The organism is Mycobacterium intermedium (assembly GCF_002086275.1).
GTDB classification, from domain to species: domain Bacteria; phylum Actinomycetota; class Actinomycetes; order Mycobacteriales; family Mycobacteriaceae; genus Mycobacterium; species Mycobacterium intermedium.
In genome coordinates this window covers 1-19,562 of record NZ_MVHT01000065.1, presented here as the reverse complement: position 1 = coordinate 19,562, position 19,562 = coordinate 1, and the positions used below count along the sequence as shown (strand labels likewise).

The window sequence follows — 19,562 nt, the reverse complement described above, 5'->3', positions numbered from 1 at the left end:
GGCAGGGACCAGCCGCACGTCCAGCCGTTCGGCGGCGGCTCCCGGGCGATTGCCCACCGGTCTCAGACACGGACCAGGGGGCGCAGCTTGTCCAGTCGAGCGCTGCCGATGCCATCGACGTCGGCGAGTTGGTCGACGCTGGTGAACCTGCCGTTGGCCTGTCGCCAGGCCACGATCGCCGCGGCGGTCACCGGCCCCACGCCGGGCAGGGCATCCAACTGCTCCACGGTCGCGGTGTTGAGGTCCAAGGGCTCACCCGGTTTGGGGCTCGCCTTGGTGCCCGGCTTCGGGCCGGCGGCAGTCGACGCCGGCGCGGCGGTGCCCGCGGTCACGGAGCTGCCGAGCGTGGGCGGCTGACCCGGAACCGGAGCGAGCCCGACGACGATCTGCTCGCCGTCGCCGAGTTGGCGCGCCAGGTTCAGCCCGATGGTGTCAGCACCGTCGACCACGCCACCCGCCGCCTGCAGCGCGTCCGCGATGCGGGCGCCCGGCGCGAGGGTGACCAGACCGGGCTTGCGGACCAGACCGACCACACTGACCACCACCGGCCGATCCGGGATGGCGCCGGGACTGGGCCCCGGACCCGTCCCCGGATCGGCCGAAGTACGGGTGCTGACGGACGAAACGTGCTCCACCGGAGGCAATTTGGCCGCCATCACCGGTGCGGGCTGGTCGCGCACCAAAGTGAATACGGTTATCAGTACGGCGAGGGCAGCAATCACCGCCAGCGCGATGGCGCCGGCGCGGCCGGGATCGGCCCGCAGCCGCTCCAGCCAGCCTTGACCACCAGCGGCGTCGGGTAGCCAGCGAGGCAGCAGCGAGTTCGGGTCGTCCTGCGAATCGTCGGCGGATCCATCGGGTTCGGGCTTATCCGGTTGCGAGTCGGCGGCAGAATCGGGGCGCTGGTCCGCACCGAGGCGTCGGTGCAATCGTTCGGCGGGCAGTTCTGTTCGCATGAGCCGACCGTAGGTTGGCCGACCGCCACTCATGGCCCGCCGACGGCGTCGAGATCCCTGCCTGTGGATCAACCCCGGACTGTGCATCCACCCCAGCACAGGGTTGGCTCTCCGACGGTCAAAGTGGTCGCAAGAACCCGGGATGAGGCCCGGGAAGTGGCGCCAACACCGGCGATAGCGGCTTTCGTGCACGACCCGGTTAACGACCGCTGGTCATGGGCGCATAACGTGCAAGTGAAGACTGCCGGGTCCATGGCATGCGGATTAGCGCCGAACGAGGGGCGCCCCACCGGCAGTCACCCCGAAGGAGGAGGCTGCCGATGAAGCTAGCGCTCACGCCCGAAGAAGCCGCGTTCCGCGACGAACTTCGCACTTTCTACACGACCAAGATCCCCGCCGAAATCCGCGACCTGGTCCGTGAGGGCGATTCCCTGACCCGCGAGCAGATCGTCGAGAACCACAAGATCCTGCACGAGCACGGGCTGGCGGTCCCCAATTGGCCGACGGAATGGGGCGGCAAGGACTGGACACCTACCCAGTTCCAAATCTGGGCCGACGAGATGCAGCTGGCGAGTGTTCCCGAGCCGCTGAACTTCAACACCAAGATGGTGGGACCGGTCATTGCCGAATTCGGCTCACAGGAGATCAAGCAACGCTTCCTGCCGCCGACGGCCAGCCTCGACATCTGGTGGTGCCAGGGCTTTTCCGAACCCGAGGCCGGCTCCGACCTCGCCTCGCTGCGCACCACCGCCGTCCGCGACGGTGACAGCTATGTCGTCAACGGACAGAAGACGTGGACGACGCTGGGCCAGTACGCCGACTGGATCTTCTGCCTGGTACGCACCGACCCGCAAGCGCCCAAGAAGCAGGCCGGCATCTCGTTCCTGTTGATCGACATGAACACCCCGGGCATCACCCTGCGGCCTATCAAGACGATCGACGGCGGCCGCGAAGTCAACGAGGTGTTCTTTTCCGAAGTTCGGGTGCCCGCCGATCAGCTTGTCGGCCAAGAGAATCAGGGCTGGACGTACGCAAAGTTTCTACTGGGCAACGAACGCACCGGCATCGCGCAGGTAGGGCGGACCAAGGTTCGGCTCGCCGAAGTGAAGCGGCACGCGACCGAGAACGGGCTGATCGACGATCCGCTGTTCGCCGCGCGACTGGCCGAGGCCGAAAACGAGGTGCTGGCTTTGGAACTCACCCAGGCGCGGGTGGTTTCCAGCTCTTCGGGCGGCAAACCCAACCCGGCGTCATCCGTGCTCAAACTTCGCGGCAGTCAACTGCAGCAGGTCGCCACCGAGTTGCTCGTGGAGGTGGCCGGGGCGGACGCGCTGCCGTTCGATGCCGGCGACATCGCCTCGCCGGACTGGGCACAAACCAGCGCCCCGCACTACCTGAACTACCGCAAGACCTCGATCTACGGCGGCAGCAACGAAGTGCAGCGCAACATCATCGCGTCGACGATTCTGGGATTGTGAGGCTGTCATGGACTTTCAATTGAGCGAAGAGCAGACCCTGCTGCGCGACACCACCCGCGAAGTACTGTCCCGCACCTACGACGCGGAGACCCGCAACAAGGTGATCGACACCGAACTCGGCTGGAGCCGCGACGTCTGGAGTCAATTGGCGGACATCGGGATTCTCGGTCTCGGCTTCGACCCCGACGAGGCAGGCCAGATCGAAATCATGCTGGTGTCCACCGAAGTCGGTCGTCGGTTGGCGCCTGAACCCATCGTGCACGCCGCGCTTGGGCCGGGTGCATTGATCGCCGAACACGGCTCGGACGCACAACGCGCGTTGCTCGACGAGGTCGCGGCCGGCGAACGACTGCTGGCCTTCGCGCACCTCGAGCCGGGACATCGTCAGCCGACCGCGGTAACCGCCACCGAGGCTGTTCAGCAAGGTAATTCGTGGGCGTTAAGTGGCCGCAAGAACCCGGTGCTCGCCGGTGACAGCGCCGACACGCTGGTGGTCAGCGCCGCGTTGCCGGACGGCGGCACCGGCCTGTTTCTGGTCGACGCCACGAACGCCACCCGAACCGCCTACCGGACCTTCGACGGCCAACGCGGCGCCCAGATCGAATTCAACGAGACACCGGCCGAGCCGCTGGGAGACGTGGTCGATGCGTCACCGGCCATCCGCAATGCCATCGTGCGCATTCAATCCGCCCTGTGCTCCGAAGCGCTGGGCGCGATGGAGGAGGCGTTGCGCCTGACCACGGATTACCTCAAGACGCGCAAGCAGTTTGGGGTCACGCTCAACAAGTTTCAAGCCCTTACCCAGCGGGCCGCCGACATGTACGTCTCGCTGGAGCTGGCGCGCAGCATGAACCTCTACGCGGCCATGTCGATCGCCGACGGCAACCTCGACCCAGTGGTCGCATCGCGGGCCAAGCTACAGACAGGCCGGTCGGGTCGGCACATCGCCCAGGAAGCGATCCAGCTGCACGGTGGGATCGGCGTGACCGCGGAGTACCCGATCAGCCACTACGCGGCGCGACTGACCGCGATCGAGCACACCTTGGGTTCCACCCAGGACCACCTGCGGCTGCTCGCCGACAATGTCGGTAGCTACGACCTCGTGCGGATCTGATCCGTTGCGGCACTAGGCCGTATCGGGTGCGTCGGCAGCGGGCGCGTCGTCGGATTCCGCGTCCGACGCAGGGACCGCTGCCGGCGCTGCACCTGACGCCGCATCCACCTCAGGCAACTGCTCGGCGAGGTATTCCGCCAACGACCTGATGGTCGGGTAGTCGAATACCGCGGTGGCGCTGATGGTGAATGCGCCGCCGAATTGGTTGTAGAGCCGGTTGCGGAGTTCGACGGCCATCAGCGAGTCGGTGCCGAGATCGAGGAACCTGCTGGTTGCGGCGGGGGGTTGGGCCAGCCGCAGGAATTGCTGCACCTCGCGTTGCAGGAATTCGGTGATGAAGTCGGCGCGTTGGGCTTCGGGAATTTCGTGGAGTTGGCGCAGCAGCTCGCTGTCGCCGGGTGTGGTCGTGGCAGCGCTGGGCAGCACGTGGTCAAGAATCGGTGGGCGCGAGGCGCCCAGCACCTTGGCGGTACGCTGCCAGTTCGCTTTCAGAACCGTCGCTTGCCCCGTTCCGTGGCCGATGACCTCGCCCAGTGCGTTGAGCGCGGCGCCGGGATCCAGCGAAATCAGGCCTTGGGCACCAAGATTGGCTTGCGCGGCGTGCGAGGTGGCCATGCCGCCCTTGGCCCAGGGACCGTAGTTGACCCCGGTCGCGGGCAGGCCTTGGGCCCTACGCCAAGCGACCAGCCCGTCCAACATTGCGTTGGCGGTGGCGTAGTTCGCCTGCCCGGGTGAACCCAGAACGGCCGAGATCGAGGAGAAGACGATGAAGAACTCCAGGTCGTCGTCCTCGGTCAACCGGTGCAGATGGCAGGCCCCGAACGCTTTGGGCGCCAACGTGGTGCGGAACCGCTCCGGGGTCAGCTGCGGCAACAACCCGTCGTCGAGCACCCCGGCCAGATGGGCCACCCCCGCCAGCGGCGGCAACTCCGCGCGGATGCGCTCGAGCAGCTCGGCAACCTCGGCTTCATCACCCACGTCGGCGGTGAAGGTGTGGATGCGGCAGTGGAATCGCTCGGTGATGGCCGCGATGGCCCGTTGCGCCTCGGCGTCGGGCGCCCGCCGGCTGGTCAACACGATGTCACCGGCCCCGTGTTGGGCCAGATAGGCGGCGGTGTGCAAGCCGAGGGCGCCCAGCCCGCCGGTGACCAGATAGCTGCGGTCGCCGCGCGGGGCCAGCGGGGTGGGCATCTGCACCACAATCTTGCCGATGTGGCGGGCCTGCTGCATGCGCCGGAACGCCGTCTTGGCTTCGGTCAGCGGGTAGATCTCCGAAGGCACCGGCGAGATTTCGCCGTTGGCCAACCCGTCGGACACCTCGGCCAGCAGTCGCCGGATGCGTTCGGGGTCGGCGACGATGGTTCCGTCCAACGCCACGATCTCGTAGTCGATGTCGGGACGGATCTCGGCCATCTGCTCAGGTGTCCAGATGTCACGCTTGGCGATCTCGGCGAAACGCCCACCCTGGGCGGTCGCGCGCACGGTCGCGGCGACGAAGCCCTCGTTGGTCAGGCTGTTGAGCACCACGTCCACGCCGGCACCGTCGGTGTCGGCCAGGATCTGATCGGCGAAATCGGTACTGCGTGAGTCATAGACGTACTTGACGCCCATCCTGCGCAGGGTGTCGCGCTTGTAGTGGCTCGCGGTGGCGAAGACTTCGGCCCCGCGTTGCCGGGCCATCTCGACCGCAGCCAGGCCCACACCACCGCTGGCGGCATGCACCAGCACCCGGTCACCGGGTGCCACCTTGGCCCAGTCGAATGCCAACCGCGCCGTCAGCGCCGCAGCGGGGACGCTGGCCGCGGCCACCGGCCCCATGCCTTTGGGAACCGGGGCCAGCAATTGTGCGGGCACATTCACCCGGCTGGCGAAGGCACCGGGCATGAACCCGAAGACGCGTTGGCCGATTTCGTAGTCGGTGACGCCCTCCCCCAGTGCGGCGACGACACCGCACAAGTCGCCGCCGATCGGGCCTGGGTCACCCGGGTAGAGGCCCAGGACGTTGAGCACATCGCGGAAGTTCAGGCCGGCGGCCTCGACCCGGACCTGGACTTCACCCGCCGGGGGCGGGGGCAGGACCAATTCGGTCAGCCGCAGGTTGTCGATGGCGCCGCGTTGGGTGGGGGCCAGGATGTAGTCATCAGCGCGCGGGAGGGCCAACAGCCCGCTGCGCGACCACGGCAGCAGCCGTGACACCAGGAATTTCCCTTGCCGCAGCGCCAGTTCGGGTTCCTCGGTGGGTGCCGCGAGCAGCCGGACCAGCGACGCCACGCCATCGTCGGCTCCGTCGTGGTCGACCAGTCGGCACCGCAGGGTGGGTTGTTCGGCGATGATGGTGCGCCCCAGGCCCCACAGCGCGGCCTGGACCGGGTCGACCTGCTCACCGGACTCGGTCGCCACCGCACGTTCGGTGATGATCCACAGTCCGCCAGGCAGTTTCAGCGTCTCTTCGCCCAGCAGCGTCTGCACAGCGCGCAGCAGATTGTCGAGCTCAGCATCTAGCCGCGCGGCGAATTCGGTGCTGGACTCCGCCGCACCCGCCCGGGCGCGCCACAGCACCCCGGAGATCGGCCTGGCGTCCTGCTGGGCTTGATCGAACAGCTCACGCCACTGCTGCGCTGTCGCACTGACCTCGACCCCAATGGAATTGGGCAGTTCGGCGGCCAGCTCGTCGTATCCGGCGATCAACCACGTGCCACGCACGTCCTGCGCGGCATCGTCAGATGCCGGTGGCGGGATCTCGTGCCAGCCCAGCGTGTAGAGCAGTCGGGTGGTATCCCCGCCCAGACCGCGCAACAACGCCTCGCGCGGGGCGCGTTTGACGGTGAACTCGCTGATCCCGCCCAGGTGTTTGCCGTCGCGGTCGATGAAATCGAGATCGAAGACCTGGGTTTCGGCGTCCAGTGCGCTGGTGTGCCAGCGGGCGTGGCAGTAGAAGCGACTCGGAATCTTGCCGCGCAGCGTCACCCGCCCATACCGCAGCGGCAAGAACAGATCTGACACCCCGTGCTCGGCGGCCAGCAGGGCGGGGAAGGCCGGGAAAGCCACGCCGGTGCACAGGTCCAGCAACACCGGATGGATCGGCTCGCTGCCCAGATGCTGGTTCAGTTCGTCACCGACGACGACGTCGCCGAGGGCCTCACCCTCACCGACCCACAGCGATTTCAGGCAGCCCGACCAGGTGGGGCCCCAGGACAACTCCATGTCGGAGAACGTCTCGAACAGCTGCTGCGGGCGGGTGCGGTTCAACCGCTCGGCGACGGCCTCCACCGAATCGCCTGCCTGCGAGGGTGTTTCGTCGACACCGGTGAGCACGGTGCCATCGGCGTTCAGCGACCATTCGGCATCGCGCACGCCGTAGGGGCGGCTGTGCACCTTGAAACTCGCCCCACCGCCATCGTCGAGCGGATGCACCGTGAGCTGCACCTCGCGGGACGTCTTCTCGCCCAGGATGATCGGCTCGTAGAAGAACACGTCCTGCACCCGTGCGGGCGCTCCGACGGCGGCAAGAGCCATCGCGGCATATGTCGCGCCGGGAACCACGACGGTGCCGTAGATGACGTGATGGGCCAGCCACGGCTGGGTCTTGACCGAAAGCCGACTGGTGTAGACCGCATCACCGGAGGCAAGGTCTTTGGCGCTGCCCAAAATCCCCGACACCGCAACACTTCCGGCTTCGACACCCACCACACCGGAGGTCTTGGGCCAGAACTGGCGGCGCTGGAAGGGATAGGTCGGCAATTCCAGCCGCCGTCCCGGAGTCGGGTGCAGCGCGGCGAACTTCGGCCGGTGCCCGGACACGTATACCGCGGCAAGTGCTTCAGCGATCTGGCGGCGGGCATCGGTGCCCTTACGCAGGGAAACGATCGCCTTGGGCGGGGCCGATGATTCCGGCCACACCTGCACCGCCGCCGCCGTCAACACCGGCTGCGGGCCGATCTCCATCAACACCGTGGCGCCCAATCCCGCGACCGTGCGCACACTTTCGGCGAACTGCACCGGCTGACGCGAATGCCGTCGCCAATACTGCGCATCCAGCGGGGTCTCCCCGGTGAGCACCGCGCCGGTGCGGTTGCACACCAGCGGCAGCGTCGGGGCGGCGAAGTGCAATTGCGCTGCGTAAGACTCGAACTCACCGAGTACCGGCTCGAGCAACTCCGAATGGAACGCATGGCTGGTGTCCAGCCAGGTACAACGAATCCCTTCCTCGGTGAAGCGGGCCACGATCTGCTCCAGATCCTCACCCGGGCCCGAAAGCACCGTGTTCGGGCCGTTGTAGGCCCCCACCGAAACCCGCGGGAACTCCCCCGCGACACTCTCCACCTGCCCGGTGTCGGCGAACACCGCCACCATCCGGCCACCTTCGGGCAGACTGCCGAACAACCGACCCCGTTCGGCGATCAGCCGGGCACCGTCTTCCAGGCTGAACACCTCGGCCACACACGCCGCCGCGTACTGACCCACACTGTGACCCAGCACCACATCGGGCTCAATGCCCCACGACTGCCACAACCGGGACAGCCCCATCTCCACGGCGAACAGCGCCGGCTGGGCAAACGAGGTGTGCCGCAACGTGTCGGCGCTCTCCCGATCGGTGGCCAAGAGCACGTCGAGCAGCGGACGGGGCAGGATGCCGTCGACCGCCTCAGCGCACCGCCGCACGGTTTCGGCGAAAACCGGCTCGGCGTCGAACAGTTCGCGCGCCATCCCCAGATACTGGCTGCCCTGGCCGGTGAACAACCACGCCGTCGTCGGCGGATCACCGCACTCACCACGCAACAGACCCGGGCGCACCCGGTTCTGCGCCAACTCGCCCAACTCGTCGCGGGCGCTTCGCACCGAATCCACCACCAACGCGGCCCGGTGTTCGAAATGCGAACGCCCCACCCCGGCGGTGAAGCACACGTCGGTGATATCCACCTGGGGGTGCGCGTCCAGCCAGTCCCCATACCGCTGCGCCAAACCGATCAGTGCCTGCGGTGAACGCGCCGACAACGGCAGCACATGGAACGATTCGCCCGCGGCCTCGGACTGCGGGGTCGGGACAGCGTCGTCGGCAGCATCAGCGCTGCCCACCGGCGTGGGCGCCTCTTCGATCAGCACGTGGGCGTTGGTCCCGGTGAAACCGAACGAACTCACCCCAGCACGGCGCGGCCGGCCATCGGCATGCCAGGGAATCGGTTGGTCCACCACCCGTACCGGCAGCGAGTCCCACGGAATATGCGGCGACGGGGTCTGGAAGTGCAGGTTCTGCGGCAGCACCTCGTGCTGCAGGGACAACACGACCTTGATCAGACCCGCCACACCCGCGGCCGATTCCAGGTGGCCGATATTGGTCTTGACCGAGCCGAGCAGCAACGGCCGATTGGGATCCCGGCCAGCGCCGTAAACCGCGGCGGCGGCCTGCACCTCGATCGGGTCCCCCAGCGCGGTGCCGGTGCCATGAGCCTCGAGATAGTCGACATCCGCGCCGCTGAGGCCGGCCCGGTCCAGTGCTGCCGAGATCAGCCGTTGCTGCGCACCGCCGTTGGGCACCGTCAAGCCACTCGAAGCGCCATCCTGGTTGACCGCCGTTCCCCGAATGACCGCACGAATCTGATCCCCATCGCGTACCGCATCGCTGAGACGCTTGAGGACCAGAATCCCGCATCCCTCGCTACGCACATAGCCATCGGCGGCCGCGTCGAAGGTCTTGCAGCGGCCGTCCGGGGACAGCATCCGGGCCCGCGAGGCGGCGACGATGGAGGCCGGGCTCAACAACACGTTGACCCCACCGGCCAGGGCGAGATCGCAGTCACCGGAATGCAACGCCTGGCAGGCCTGATGCACGGCCACCAGCGAGGAACTGCACGCGGTGTCCACCGCCACCGCCGGTCCTTCCAGCCCCAGCGCAAAGGCGACCCGACCCGCAATCGCGTTCAGCGCGTTGCCGGTGATGAAGTGTGCCTCGATGCTGTCAACCGAATCCGCCGACAGCAGATGCGAATATTCATTAGCCGCCACGCCGACGAAAATGCCGCTCTGGCTGCCGCGCAACGCCGCAGGCGAATAGCCGGCCCGTTCCAGGCCCTCCCAAACGATTTCCAGCATCAACCGCTGCTGGGGGTCCATCCACACCGCCTCGCGGGGCGAGATGCCGAAGAACTCCGGATCGAATCCGTCGATCCCCTCGAGGTATCCGCCGTTGCGGCTGTAAATCTTGCCCGGCGTCTCTGGATCCGGGTCGTAGAACTCGTCGATGTCGAAGCGGTCATCCGGGATCTCCCGGATCGCATCGACAGCACCAGAAAGCAAGTCCCAGTACCCGTCCGGATCAGGCGAGCCCGGGAAACGGCACGCCACGGAGATGATGGCGATCGGCTCGTCCGCCGGCGACCCCGAACTCGCCGCCCGCGCCGCGGCGGCGGGGGCGGGTGCACTCAGGCCCAGCACCTCGTCCAGCAAGTAGTCGGCCACGTCGACCAGACGCGGATGGTCCATCGCCAAAGTGGCCGGAAGCGCCTTGCCCACCGCGTGCTCGACCCGACGGCGCAGTTCCACCGCCATCAACGAGTCCATCCCGAGATCGAAGAATCCGGCCTCTTCCCGGATCTCGGCGGCATCGATCTTGGTCACCTCCGCCACCACTTCGCGTAGGTGCTCGACGATCATCTTCTTGCGCCGCTGCACCGGGGCCGCGGTCAACTGCTCGACCAACCGAGTGGGTCCCGACGACGTCGCTGTCGACACCAACTCGGGGACCTCGCGCTCCAGCTCCGCCAAGAACGCCCGCCGGCCCGTCTGCTGGTAAATGGGCAGGAAACGCGCCCAATCGATTCGCGCCACAACACCATTGGCGGCACCATTGGCCGCGGATGCTGCGATGACATCGGCCATTCCCGCCAACGCATCCGCGGGTGGCAACGTGCGGACCCCGCGCTTATCCAGTGCGGCTCGGGCGTTTTCATCGGCCATGCCCGCCAGCCAGGGACCGAAGTTGACGCTGATCCCGGCTACGCCCTGCTCGCGCAGCCGCCACGCCAACCCGTCCAGGAAGGCGTTGGCCGCGGCATACGCGGTCTGGCCGAAGCTGCCCCACACCGAGGCAATCGACGAGGTCGACAGAAAGAAATCCAACTTCAGATCAGCGGTGGCTTCGCTCAAATGCCAAGCACCCCAGACCTTTCCATTGAAGACGCGCTCCAGCTCGGCGTCATCCAAGTCGTGCAGCGGGGTGGTGCCCATCTCGCCCGCGGCGTGCACCACCCCCACCAGCGGCGGCAGCTCCGAATCGACGGTCGCCAACAGGCGCGCAACATCATGCGGATTGGCGACATCGGCCGTGACGACCCGGAATTCGCAACCACTGTCACCACTCAACGCATCCAGGCGCCGCTGGATGGCCTCACTCGGCGAGCGACGACTGGTCAACACGACATGCCGGGCTCCATGCACGGCCAGATATCCGGCGATCTCCAATCCGACCGCACCCAGGCCACCGGTCACCAGATACGTTGCGTCGTCGCGCAACTTCAGCGGCGTCGGGTTCGGCTGTGCCGCGCGGCGGGTCAGCCGAGGAACGTAGACCGCGTGATCCCGCAGGGCGATTTGGTCTTCCTTCACCACCGAGCCGGGCGATGTCGCCACCAAGTGTTCGATCAACCGGGACCACTCGTCGGCGTCCCCTTCGGACAGATCGACCAGCCCACCCCACAGTTGTGGGTGCTCCAACGCAGCGGCGCGACCGAACCCCCACAGGCACGACTGCACCGGAGATACCGTGTCGACAGCGGTAACCCGTTGCCCACCACGGGTTGTCAACCACACCGGCAGGTGGGCCTGTGCGGCGACCGCCGCGCGGAAGAGGTGTTTGACTCCTCCGATCACGCGGTGCTGCATACGCAACAACGACCGCATCGACGGTGCAGGATCATCCAGCGCTGTCAGGTACAAGATTCGCGGCGTCGGCTCGGCCGCGGCCGCGGCCCGCAACACCGCTTCCAGCCGATCCTCGTCCGCGGCGGAGACAGCGGGCGCGATGATCTGGTACTGGTGGCCGTGCGCGGTCAACGCCTCCTTCAACGGCGCGACGGCGTCGGTGTCATCACCGATCAACAGCCAGCTAGCTTCGTCGGTGGCCTGCGTCCCCGCGCCGGCCGCCTTTTCCCAACGGATTTCGTAACGGGCATCAGTGACCGACCGGGCACCCCGTTGCTGGTTGTGTTGAGCGACAAGCTTGGTCAACACCTCGGTGGTCTGCTGATCGCCGCTGCCGCCGTCAAGCAGCGCAGCGAGCTCAGCGACGCGCCCATCCTCGATCAGCCGGATGGTTTCGGTACTCGCCGCACCAGTGTTCTTTGGCGGGGTGCGCTTGTCGCGGAACCAGTAGTGGCGATGCTGGAACGGATAGGTGGGCAGGTCGAGCTTGCGCACCGGACCGTGGCGCAGCGCGGCGAAGTCGGGCAGGTGCCCGGCGACGTAGGCGTTCGCGACGGCCTCGGTGATCTGCCGGCGATCGGCAACGTTTTTCCGCATCGAGGCGATCGCACGTGGCGCGGTCGCGGGGTCAGGCCATGCCCGCAGGGCCGCGGCGGACAAGATCGGTTGCGGGCCCACCTCCAGCAAAGCCGCGCAGCCCAGCTCGGCCAATGTGGCCACGCTCTTGGCGAATTCGATCGGCTGGCGGGCATGCCGGCGCCAATAGGCGGCATCCAGTGTCACGCTGCGGCCCAGGGCTGAACCGGTCCTGTTGCACACCAAGATCCGCTGCGGCGGCTTGTAGTCGAATTGGCTTGCGTACGCCTCGAATTCGTCAAGGGCAGGGTCCAGCAACGCCGAGTGGAAGGCATGGCTGGTATCGAGCCAGTCACAGCGCACACCGTCGGCCACCAGCGTTGCCACCACCGGGTCCAGATCCTGTCCCGGACCCGACAACACCGTGTTGGCGCCGTTGTAAGCGGCCACCGACAAGCTCGGATACTCGTCGATGAAACCCTCGACACGCTCGGCGGCGGCGAACACCGCGACCATCCGCCCACCGGCGGGCAGGGCGCCGAACAACCGGCCGCGCTGCGCGAGCAACAACGCCCCGTCCTCAAGACTGAACACACCCGCCACACAAGCCGCCGAATACTGGCCCACGCTGTGGCCCAACACCACGTCCGGCTCGAAACCCCACGACTGCCACAACCGCGCCAGACCCATCTCCACGGCGAACAGAGCGGGCTGTGCGTACGCGGTCTGACGCAGCGTGTCCTCACCGTTGGGGTCGAAGATGACGTCCAGCAACGGCTTTTCCAGCACCTCGGCGACCACGTCCGCACACCGGCGCATCGTGTCGGCGAACACCGGCTCGGTGTCGAACAACTCCCGCGCCATCCCGGCGAACTGGCTGCCCTGACCCGGGAACAACCACGCCGTCTTCGGGGTGTCGGCACACTCGCCCCGCACCAAACCCGGCGCCGGGCGATCATCGGCCAACGCAGCCAGCAGCTCACCGGCGCCCTCCGTCGAATTCACCACCAACGCGGCCCGATGCTCGAAATGCGATCGCCCCACCCCGGCGGTGAAGCACACATCCGACAACGCCGCGTCCGGATGCGCGCTCAACCAGTTGCGGTACCTATCGGCGAGCGCCACCAGCGCCACCGGGCTGCGCGCCGACAACGGCAGCACGCTGAACCGACCGCCGCGCTCGACCGGCACCGGAGCCGGGGCCACCGCCGGCTCCACCGGCGCGGGCGCTTCCTCGACGATGATGTGCGCGTTGGTCCCGGAGAACCCGAACGAGCTGATCCCTGCAATGCGCGGCCGGCCATTTCGGGCCCAAGCGGTGGCCTCCTTGACCACCCGCACCGGCAGTCGATCCCAGGGGATATGCGGCGAGGGAGTCCGAAAGTTCAGATGCTTGGGCAACTCCTCGTGCTCCAACGCCAAGATGACCTTGACCACACCGGCAACCCCGGCCGCGGCCTCCAAATGCCCGATGTTGGTCTTCACCGACCCGATCAACAACGGATCACCGGCCTCGCGCCCGGCGCCCAACACCGCGCCGGCGGCCTGCACCTCGATCGGATCGCCCAACGATGTCCCGGTGCCGTGCGCTTCCAGGTAGCCGACCTCGCCGGGCTCGACGCCCGCACGCGCCAGCGCCTCGGCGATCACCCGCTGCTGGGCCACCCCGTTGGGCACCGTCAAACCACCCGAGGCGCCGTCCTGATTGACCGCACTCCCCCGGATCACCGCCCGAATCCGATCCCCATCACGCAGGGCGTCCTCAAGCCGCTTGACCACCAGGACCCCACAACCCTCACCGCGCACATAACCGTCCGCGGCGGCGTCAAAGGTCTTGCACCGACCATCCGGGGCCAACATGTGCGCATGCGAGAACGTGATCATCGTCGCCGGGCTGATCAACGCGTTCGCGCCCCCAGCCAACGCCAGATCACACTCACCCAACCGCAACGCCTGACACGCCTGATGGATGGCCACCAACGACGAACTGCACGCCGTGTCGACCGTCACCGCCGGACCCTGCAACCCCAGCCGATAACTGATCCGCCCCGCCGCCGCAGCCGCGGCGGTCCCGATCGCCATATAGGCCTCGATCTCGGGATAAGTCAGCTCATCCGAAGCCATACCCAAGTAGTCATGGGTGGACAACCCCACGAACACACCCGTGTTGGAGTTCGCCAAACTCATCGGCGCGGTCCCCGCATGCTCCAGCGCCTGCCAAGCCGTCTCCAGCAACAACCGGTGCTGCGGGTCCATCAAATTGACCTCGCGCGCCGACAAACCAAAGAACGGTGCGTCGAAACCCACTACATCGTCGAGAAACCCCGCTCGGCGCGTGGCCATCTTTCCCGGCGCATCCGGATCCGGGTCGAAGAACGCCTCAACATCCCACCGATCCGAGGGCACTTCCGAGATCGCATCTCTTCCTGCCCGCAGCACATCCCAGAACTGCTCGGCATCGGCAGCACCCGGCATGCGGACTGCGTAGCCGACGATCGCAAAACCCGATGTCGGCCCCACCGGATCTACGACGGATGCCATACGGTCGTCCTCTCTGCCCCCACTGGTATAGCTACTGTGGACCAAGCTGTTGGCCTACGGGTAGCGATCCCGCAAAACGATGGTCTTTGATGCCGCACGAGCCCGGTTGCGCAGCGGCGTTCACTCCTCGGGGGCGATTATTGCAAGTATGTGCAGCGGTTCGTGACGACACCGGGCAAACAGTGTGCCCGGCCCGGGCCGACGGCAAGACGTCGCACGCGAGCTCCGTCTCTGTGCCTGCCGACGGCCATGATTGCCGAACGGTTATGGTGTTTACACTACCTCGCGGTGCCGAACTCAGGATCGCCCGGCCACTGGAGGAATATTGCGCATCGGAAAAATCACTATTGGCTCGATTGATGATTGGACTGTGCGACCAGGCAGGATGATCTCGTGGCACCCCACAAATGCTGCGCGAGAAGCCGCCCGTCGAGCACCGGTGAGCCCGGTACCGGTCAGCTACATGCAGGACCAGCATCTACGCGGATATCGCGACCGGACCACCGCGGGGCTCGACTACTCGCGCCTCCTCATCGCGACATGTGAAGCACCTGGACACTGCGAGATCAGCGTCATGAATGACGCCCTCAACAAATATTTGCGCCGCCACGACACATACCGAAGCTGGTTCGAGTTCACCGATGACGGCGAAATCATCCGACACACCATGGACGATCCAGCCGACATTGAATTCGTGCCAGTCGACCATGGCGTGATGAGTGCGCAAGAAATATACAAACATGCGGTTGCCACTCCGGATCCGCTGCAATGGGAATGCTTCAGCTTCGGAATTATTCAGAGCGAAGACCACTTCACGTTTTACGCGAGCATTGACCACGTGCACGGGGACGCGACGCTCATCGGCATCACGATGTTGGAGGCGCACGCCATGTACACGTCGTTAACCGGTGAGAACGGTCCCCTGACGCTGCCGGAGACTGGCAGCTACGACGACTTCTGCGTCCAGCAGCGTGAATTCACTTCCTCCTTGACCCTGGACTCGCCAGAGGTGCGTACCTGGATTGACTTTGCCGAGAGCAACAACGGGAGCCTTCCCGAGTTCCCCCTCCCGCTCGGCAACCCGATGGAACTGACGCCCAGTGACATGGTCACGGAATTGTTGATGGATTCCGACCAGACGGCCAGATTCGAATCGGCGTGCAAAACGGCCGGAGCCCGCTTCATCGGCGGCTTATTCGCCTGCATGGCATTGGTAGAGCACGACTTCACCGGCGCTCCCACTTATTACGGGCTGACCCCCAGAGATACCCGCCGAACTTCGGAAAATTTCATGACACAAGGATGGTTCACCGGCCTGGTCCCGATTACCGTCCCAATAGCCGCAGCTTCCTTCCATGAGGCCGCTTGGTCGGCACAAGACTCCTTCGATTCGAATTTGCACATGGCAAAGGTTCCATACTATAGAGTATTGGAACTGGCACCGTGGTTGAGCAGACCCCGACCCAATTTCCCGGTGTCGAACTTCTTGCACGCCGGCGCCGCGCCGTTGAACGCCGTTCTCGCCGCCGCGGAACTGGGCGCTGCCGACAGTTTCGGCATTTATTCCGATGGGAGATTCTCCTATCAGCTGACCATCTATATATTTCGATACGGGGAGGGCACAGCAATGGCGGTGATGTTTCCCGACAATCCGGTAGCCCAAAAATCCGTTGCACGGTACATAGCGGCGATGAAATCCGTATGCGGTCGTGTCGCCGACACCGGGCATTGGGGACGAGTTGCATAGCAGGCCGATTCCGGCAAGCGCTGCGTTTTTGGAACGTACACTTTCCGTGCAGGCGGGGTATGCGGGTCCCCAGCGCACACGGCTGCAAAACGGTGAGACGGGGGCGGGGCGGGCACTATGCGAGGACTAGCCGCCTTTGTGGCACGGCGGCCCTGGGTGGTCATCGGGCTGTGGATCGCGCTCGCGGTCGCACTGCCGCTCTCATTGCCGTCGCTCAACTCGATGGCGCAAAAGCATCCGCTCGCCATCCTGCCCAGTGATGCGCCGTCCAGCGTCGCCGCCAAGAAGATGGCCGAGGCGTTTCACGAATCCGGCTCGGCAAACCTGCTGCTGGTGGTTTTGACCAACGAGCACGGGCTTGGGCCAGAAGACGAAGCCGCATACAAGAAGCTCGTGACCGCGTTGCGTCAGGACACGCGGGATGTCGTGATGCTGCAGGACTTCGTCAGCACCCCGGAGCTGCGCGCGGTGCTGACCAGCGAGGACCACCAGTCCTGGGTGGTGCCGGTGGGCCTGGCGGGCGAGTTGGGTACGCCACGATCGGATGCCGCCTTCAACCGGGTCACCGACATCGTGAAGCGCACGGTCGCAGGAGCACCGGTGACCGCCTATCTCACCGGACCCGCGGCCACGGTCGCCGACCTCACCGCCGCAGGGCAACGGGATCGCCTCCCCATCGAGCTCGCGATAGGCGTTCTGGTGCTGCTGGTGTTGCTCGTGGTTTACCGCAATCCGTTCGCCATGCTGTTGCCGTTGATCGCGATCGGCGTGTCCTTACTCATTGCGCAAGCGGTGGTAGCCGGATTCTCACAACTGACCGGTCTGGGCGTTTCCAACCAGTCCATCATTTTCCTGAGCGCAATGATTGCGGGCGCCGGAACCGACTATGCGGTATTTCTCATCAGCCGCTATCACGACTATTTGCGAATCGATGGGGATTTGGATCGCGCGGTGCAGCGGGCGATGCTGTCGATCGGCAAAGTCATCGCCGCCTCCGCCGCCACCGTGGGAATTACCTTCCTCGGCATCAGCTTCGCCCGTATGGGCGTTTTTTCCTCGGTCGGTGTATCAGCTGCGATCGGAGTCGGGGTGGCCTTCCTGGCCGCGCTGACATTGCTGCCGGCCATTTTGGTGGTGGCCGGACCGCGCGGCTGGGTCGCGCCGCGCCGCGAACTGACCGCCCGCTTCTGGCGGCGTGCGGGCATACGCATCGTGCGCCGGCCGAAAACCCATCTGGTGGCCAGTGTGCTGGTGCTGATCATTCTGGCCAGCTGCGCGAGCCTGGTGCGCTACAACTATGACGACCGCAAGGCGGTGCGTCCTTCCGCGCCCAGTTCGGTGGGCTATGCCGCGCTGGACCGTCATTTCTCGGTCAACCAATCCATTCCCGAGTACATCCTCGTCCAGTCACCGCACGACCTGCGGACGCCTCAGGCCCTGGCCGCCTTGGAACAGATGGCGCACCGCGTCAGCGAACTGCCGAACATCGAACGCGTCAGCGGTATCACCCGCCCGACGGGAGCGGTGCCGCAAGAGTTCCGGGCGACGTACCAGGCGGGAATTGTCGGCGATCGGTTGGGCGGCGCGTCCGACCTGATCAGCGACCACAACGCCGATCTCAACCGGCTCGTCGGCGGCGCTAATACGCTGGCCGACAACCTTGGCGACGTGCGCGGCCAGGTCAACCAGATGGTGTCCAGCATGCAAAGTCTCATCGACGCCTTCTCCGCGATGAAGGGGCAATACGGTGGCGACAAGTTGGTCCGGGAGGTCGTCACCGCGGCCAAGCTGGTCAACAGCATCAACACGCTCGGGCACAACATGGGCTTGAACTTCGCAGTCGTGAAGGACATGTTCGCCTGGATCGGCCCGGTGCTGGCCGCCTTGCAGAACAACCCGGTCTGCGATGCCGATTCCTCCTGCAGCACTACCCGGGCACGGTTCGAGCAGTTGGCCAACGCAAGCGGCGACGGCAGCCTCGACCAGATCAACGAGCTGGCCCAACAGATGCAGTCGTTCCAGGACAAGCAGACCCTCAACGCGACGGTCGACCAACTGCGTACGGCGCTCAACGCCTTGTCCAAGGCACTGCACTCGTTGGGATTCGATCAGCCGGGGGGCGTGGAGAAGAACCTCACCAACCTCCAGCAGGGTGCGGATCGCTTCGCCGGCGGAAGCCGGCAACTGGCCGACGGAGTGGAGCAACTCGTCGCCCAGGTCAAGGAACTGGGCGCCGGGCTCAGTGAAGCGGCGGCATTTTTGCTGGCGATGAGGAACGAAGCGTCGGACCCCGCCATGGCCGGCTTCAATATTCCGCCAGAGATTTTGCATCTCGACGAGTTCAAGAAGGCCGCCAAGATGTTCATCTCGCCGGACGGCCACACGGTCCGATATGTGGTCCAAACCAAACTCAACCCGTTCAGCGCGCAAGCGATGGATCAAGTCAATTCGATATTGGCCGCCGCGCGCAGCGCCCAACCGAACACCAAATTGTCCGACGCGACGATATCCATGACCGGATATCCCGTTACCCTGCGTGACACCCGGGACTATTACCAGCACGACATCCGCTTCATCATCGCGATAACCGTCATCGTGGTGCTGCTGACGCTGATGGCGCTGCTGCGAGCGGTTGTGGCACCGCTGTACCTGGTTGGTTCGGTCGTGTTGTCGTATCTGTCAGCGGTCGGAATCGGCGTCCTCGTGTTCCAATTCGGGCTCGGTCAGCCATTGCATTGGACCGTGCCGCCTTTGGCGTTCGTGGTGTTGGTGGCGGTGGGAGCCGATTACAACATGCTGCTCATCTCGCGAATGCGCGACGAATCGCACCGCAGCATTCGCTATGGCGTCATTCGGACCCTGGGTTCGACAGGGGGCGTGATCACCGCCGCGGGATTGATTTTCGCCGCCTCGGTGGGTGGCTTGCTGTTCGCCAGCATCAACACGGTCGTCCAGGGCGGATTCGTGATCTCGGTGGGACTCCTGCTGGATACCTTCCTGGTTCGCACCATCACGGTGCCCGCCATCGCTACGCTGGTCGGCAGCGCCAACTGGTGGCCGTCACGACCGACAGCACGCCGAGCGGAGCCAGAGGCGGAGCCACAAGCGGGGCGGGAGTCCGTATGAAACAACTTCACGAACAACTACTCGCGGGATTCGGCGCGCTGGTAACCGTCGGTGCCACAATATTTTCCGCCATCGGGATCGCGACGGCCGACGAAACCCCGGACGAC

At 65.8% G+C, this 19,562-nt stretch carries 6 protein-coding genes; 4 read left to right on the top strand and 2 right to left on the bottom strand.

Annotation, left to right across the window (positions count from 1 at the left end):
* Positions 1-62: 62 nt before the first annotated feature.
* Positions 63-956 (bottom strand): ComEA family DNA-binding protein, encoded by an 894-nt coding sequence (locus BST27_RS20680; protein WP_083148609.1) that lies wholly within the window; start codon positions 954-956, stop codon positions 63-65.
* A gap of 320 nt (positions 957-1,276) precedes the next feature.
* On the opposite strand from BST27_RS20680, the gene BST27_RS20675 reads away from it, so the two are divergent.
* Both BST27_RS20675 and BST27_RS20670 read left to right on the top strand, forming a co-directional pair.
* Positions 1,277-2,434, top strand: a complete 1,158-nt coding sequence (locus BST27_RS20675) for an acyl-CoA dehydrogenase family protein (RefSeq protein ID WP_069417419.1) — start codon at positions 1,277-1,279, stop codon at positions 2,432-2,434.
* Positions 2,435-2,441: 7 nt separating this feature from the next.
* A complete protein-coding gene (locus BST27_RS20670) occupies positions 2,442-3,548 on the top strand; it encodes an acyl-CoA dehydrogenase family protein (RefSeq protein WP_069417418.1) in 1,107 nt (368 codons plus the stop codon).
* A gap of 12 nt (positions 3,549-3,560) precedes the next feature.
* On the opposite strand, the gene BST27_RS20665 is transcribed toward BST27_RS20670, so the two are convergent.
* The gene (locus BST27_RS20665; protein ID WP_069417417.1) at positions 3,561-14,582 is read right to left on the bottom strand and encodes a type I polyketide synthase; all 11,022 of its coding nucleotides are present in this window, start codon (positions 14,580-14,582) and stop codon (positions 3,561-3,563) included.
* 325 nt (positions 14,583-14,907) lie between these two features.
* On the opposite strand from BST27_RS20665, the gene BST27_RS20660 reads away from it, so the two are divergent.
* On the top strand, positions 14,908-16,329 hold the full coding sequence (locus tag BST27_RS20660) for a condensation domain-containing protein (RefSeq protein ID WP_069417416.1): 1,422 nt from the start codon (positions 14,908-14,910) through the stop codon (positions 16,327-16,329).
* Between the two features lie 117 nt (positions 16,330-16,446).
* Positions 16,447-19,455: an MMPL/RND family transporter gene (locus tag BST27_RS20655; RefSeq protein WP_069417415.1), complete on the top strand. Its 3,009-nt coding sequence runs from the start codon at positions 16,447-16,449 to the stop codon at positions 19,453-19,455.
* Positions 19,456-19,562: the final 107 nt, after the last annotated feature.

Bases quoted from the DNA above. Each gene is read 5' to 3' on its own strand.
- BST27_RS20680 (WP_083148609.1), bottom strand. From the start codon at position 956: ATGCGAACAGAACTGCCCGCCGAACGATTGCACCGACGCCTCGGTGCG.
- BST27_RS20675 (WP_069417419.1), top strand. From the start codon at position 1,277: ATGAAGCTAGCGCTCACGCCCGAAGAAGCCGCGTTCCGCGACGAACTT.
- BST27_RS20670 (WP_069417418.1), top strand. From the start codon at position 2,442: ATGGACTTTCAATTGAGCGAAGAGCAGACCCTGCTGCGCGACACCACC.
- BST27_RS20665 (WP_069417417.1), bottom strand. From the start codon at position 14,582: ATGGCATCCGTCGTAGATCCGGTGGGGCCGACATCGGGTTTTGCGATC.
- BST27_RS20655 (WP_069417415.1), top strand. From the start codon at position 16,447: ATGCGAGGACTAGCCGCCTTTGTGGCACGGCGGCCCTGGGTGGTCATC.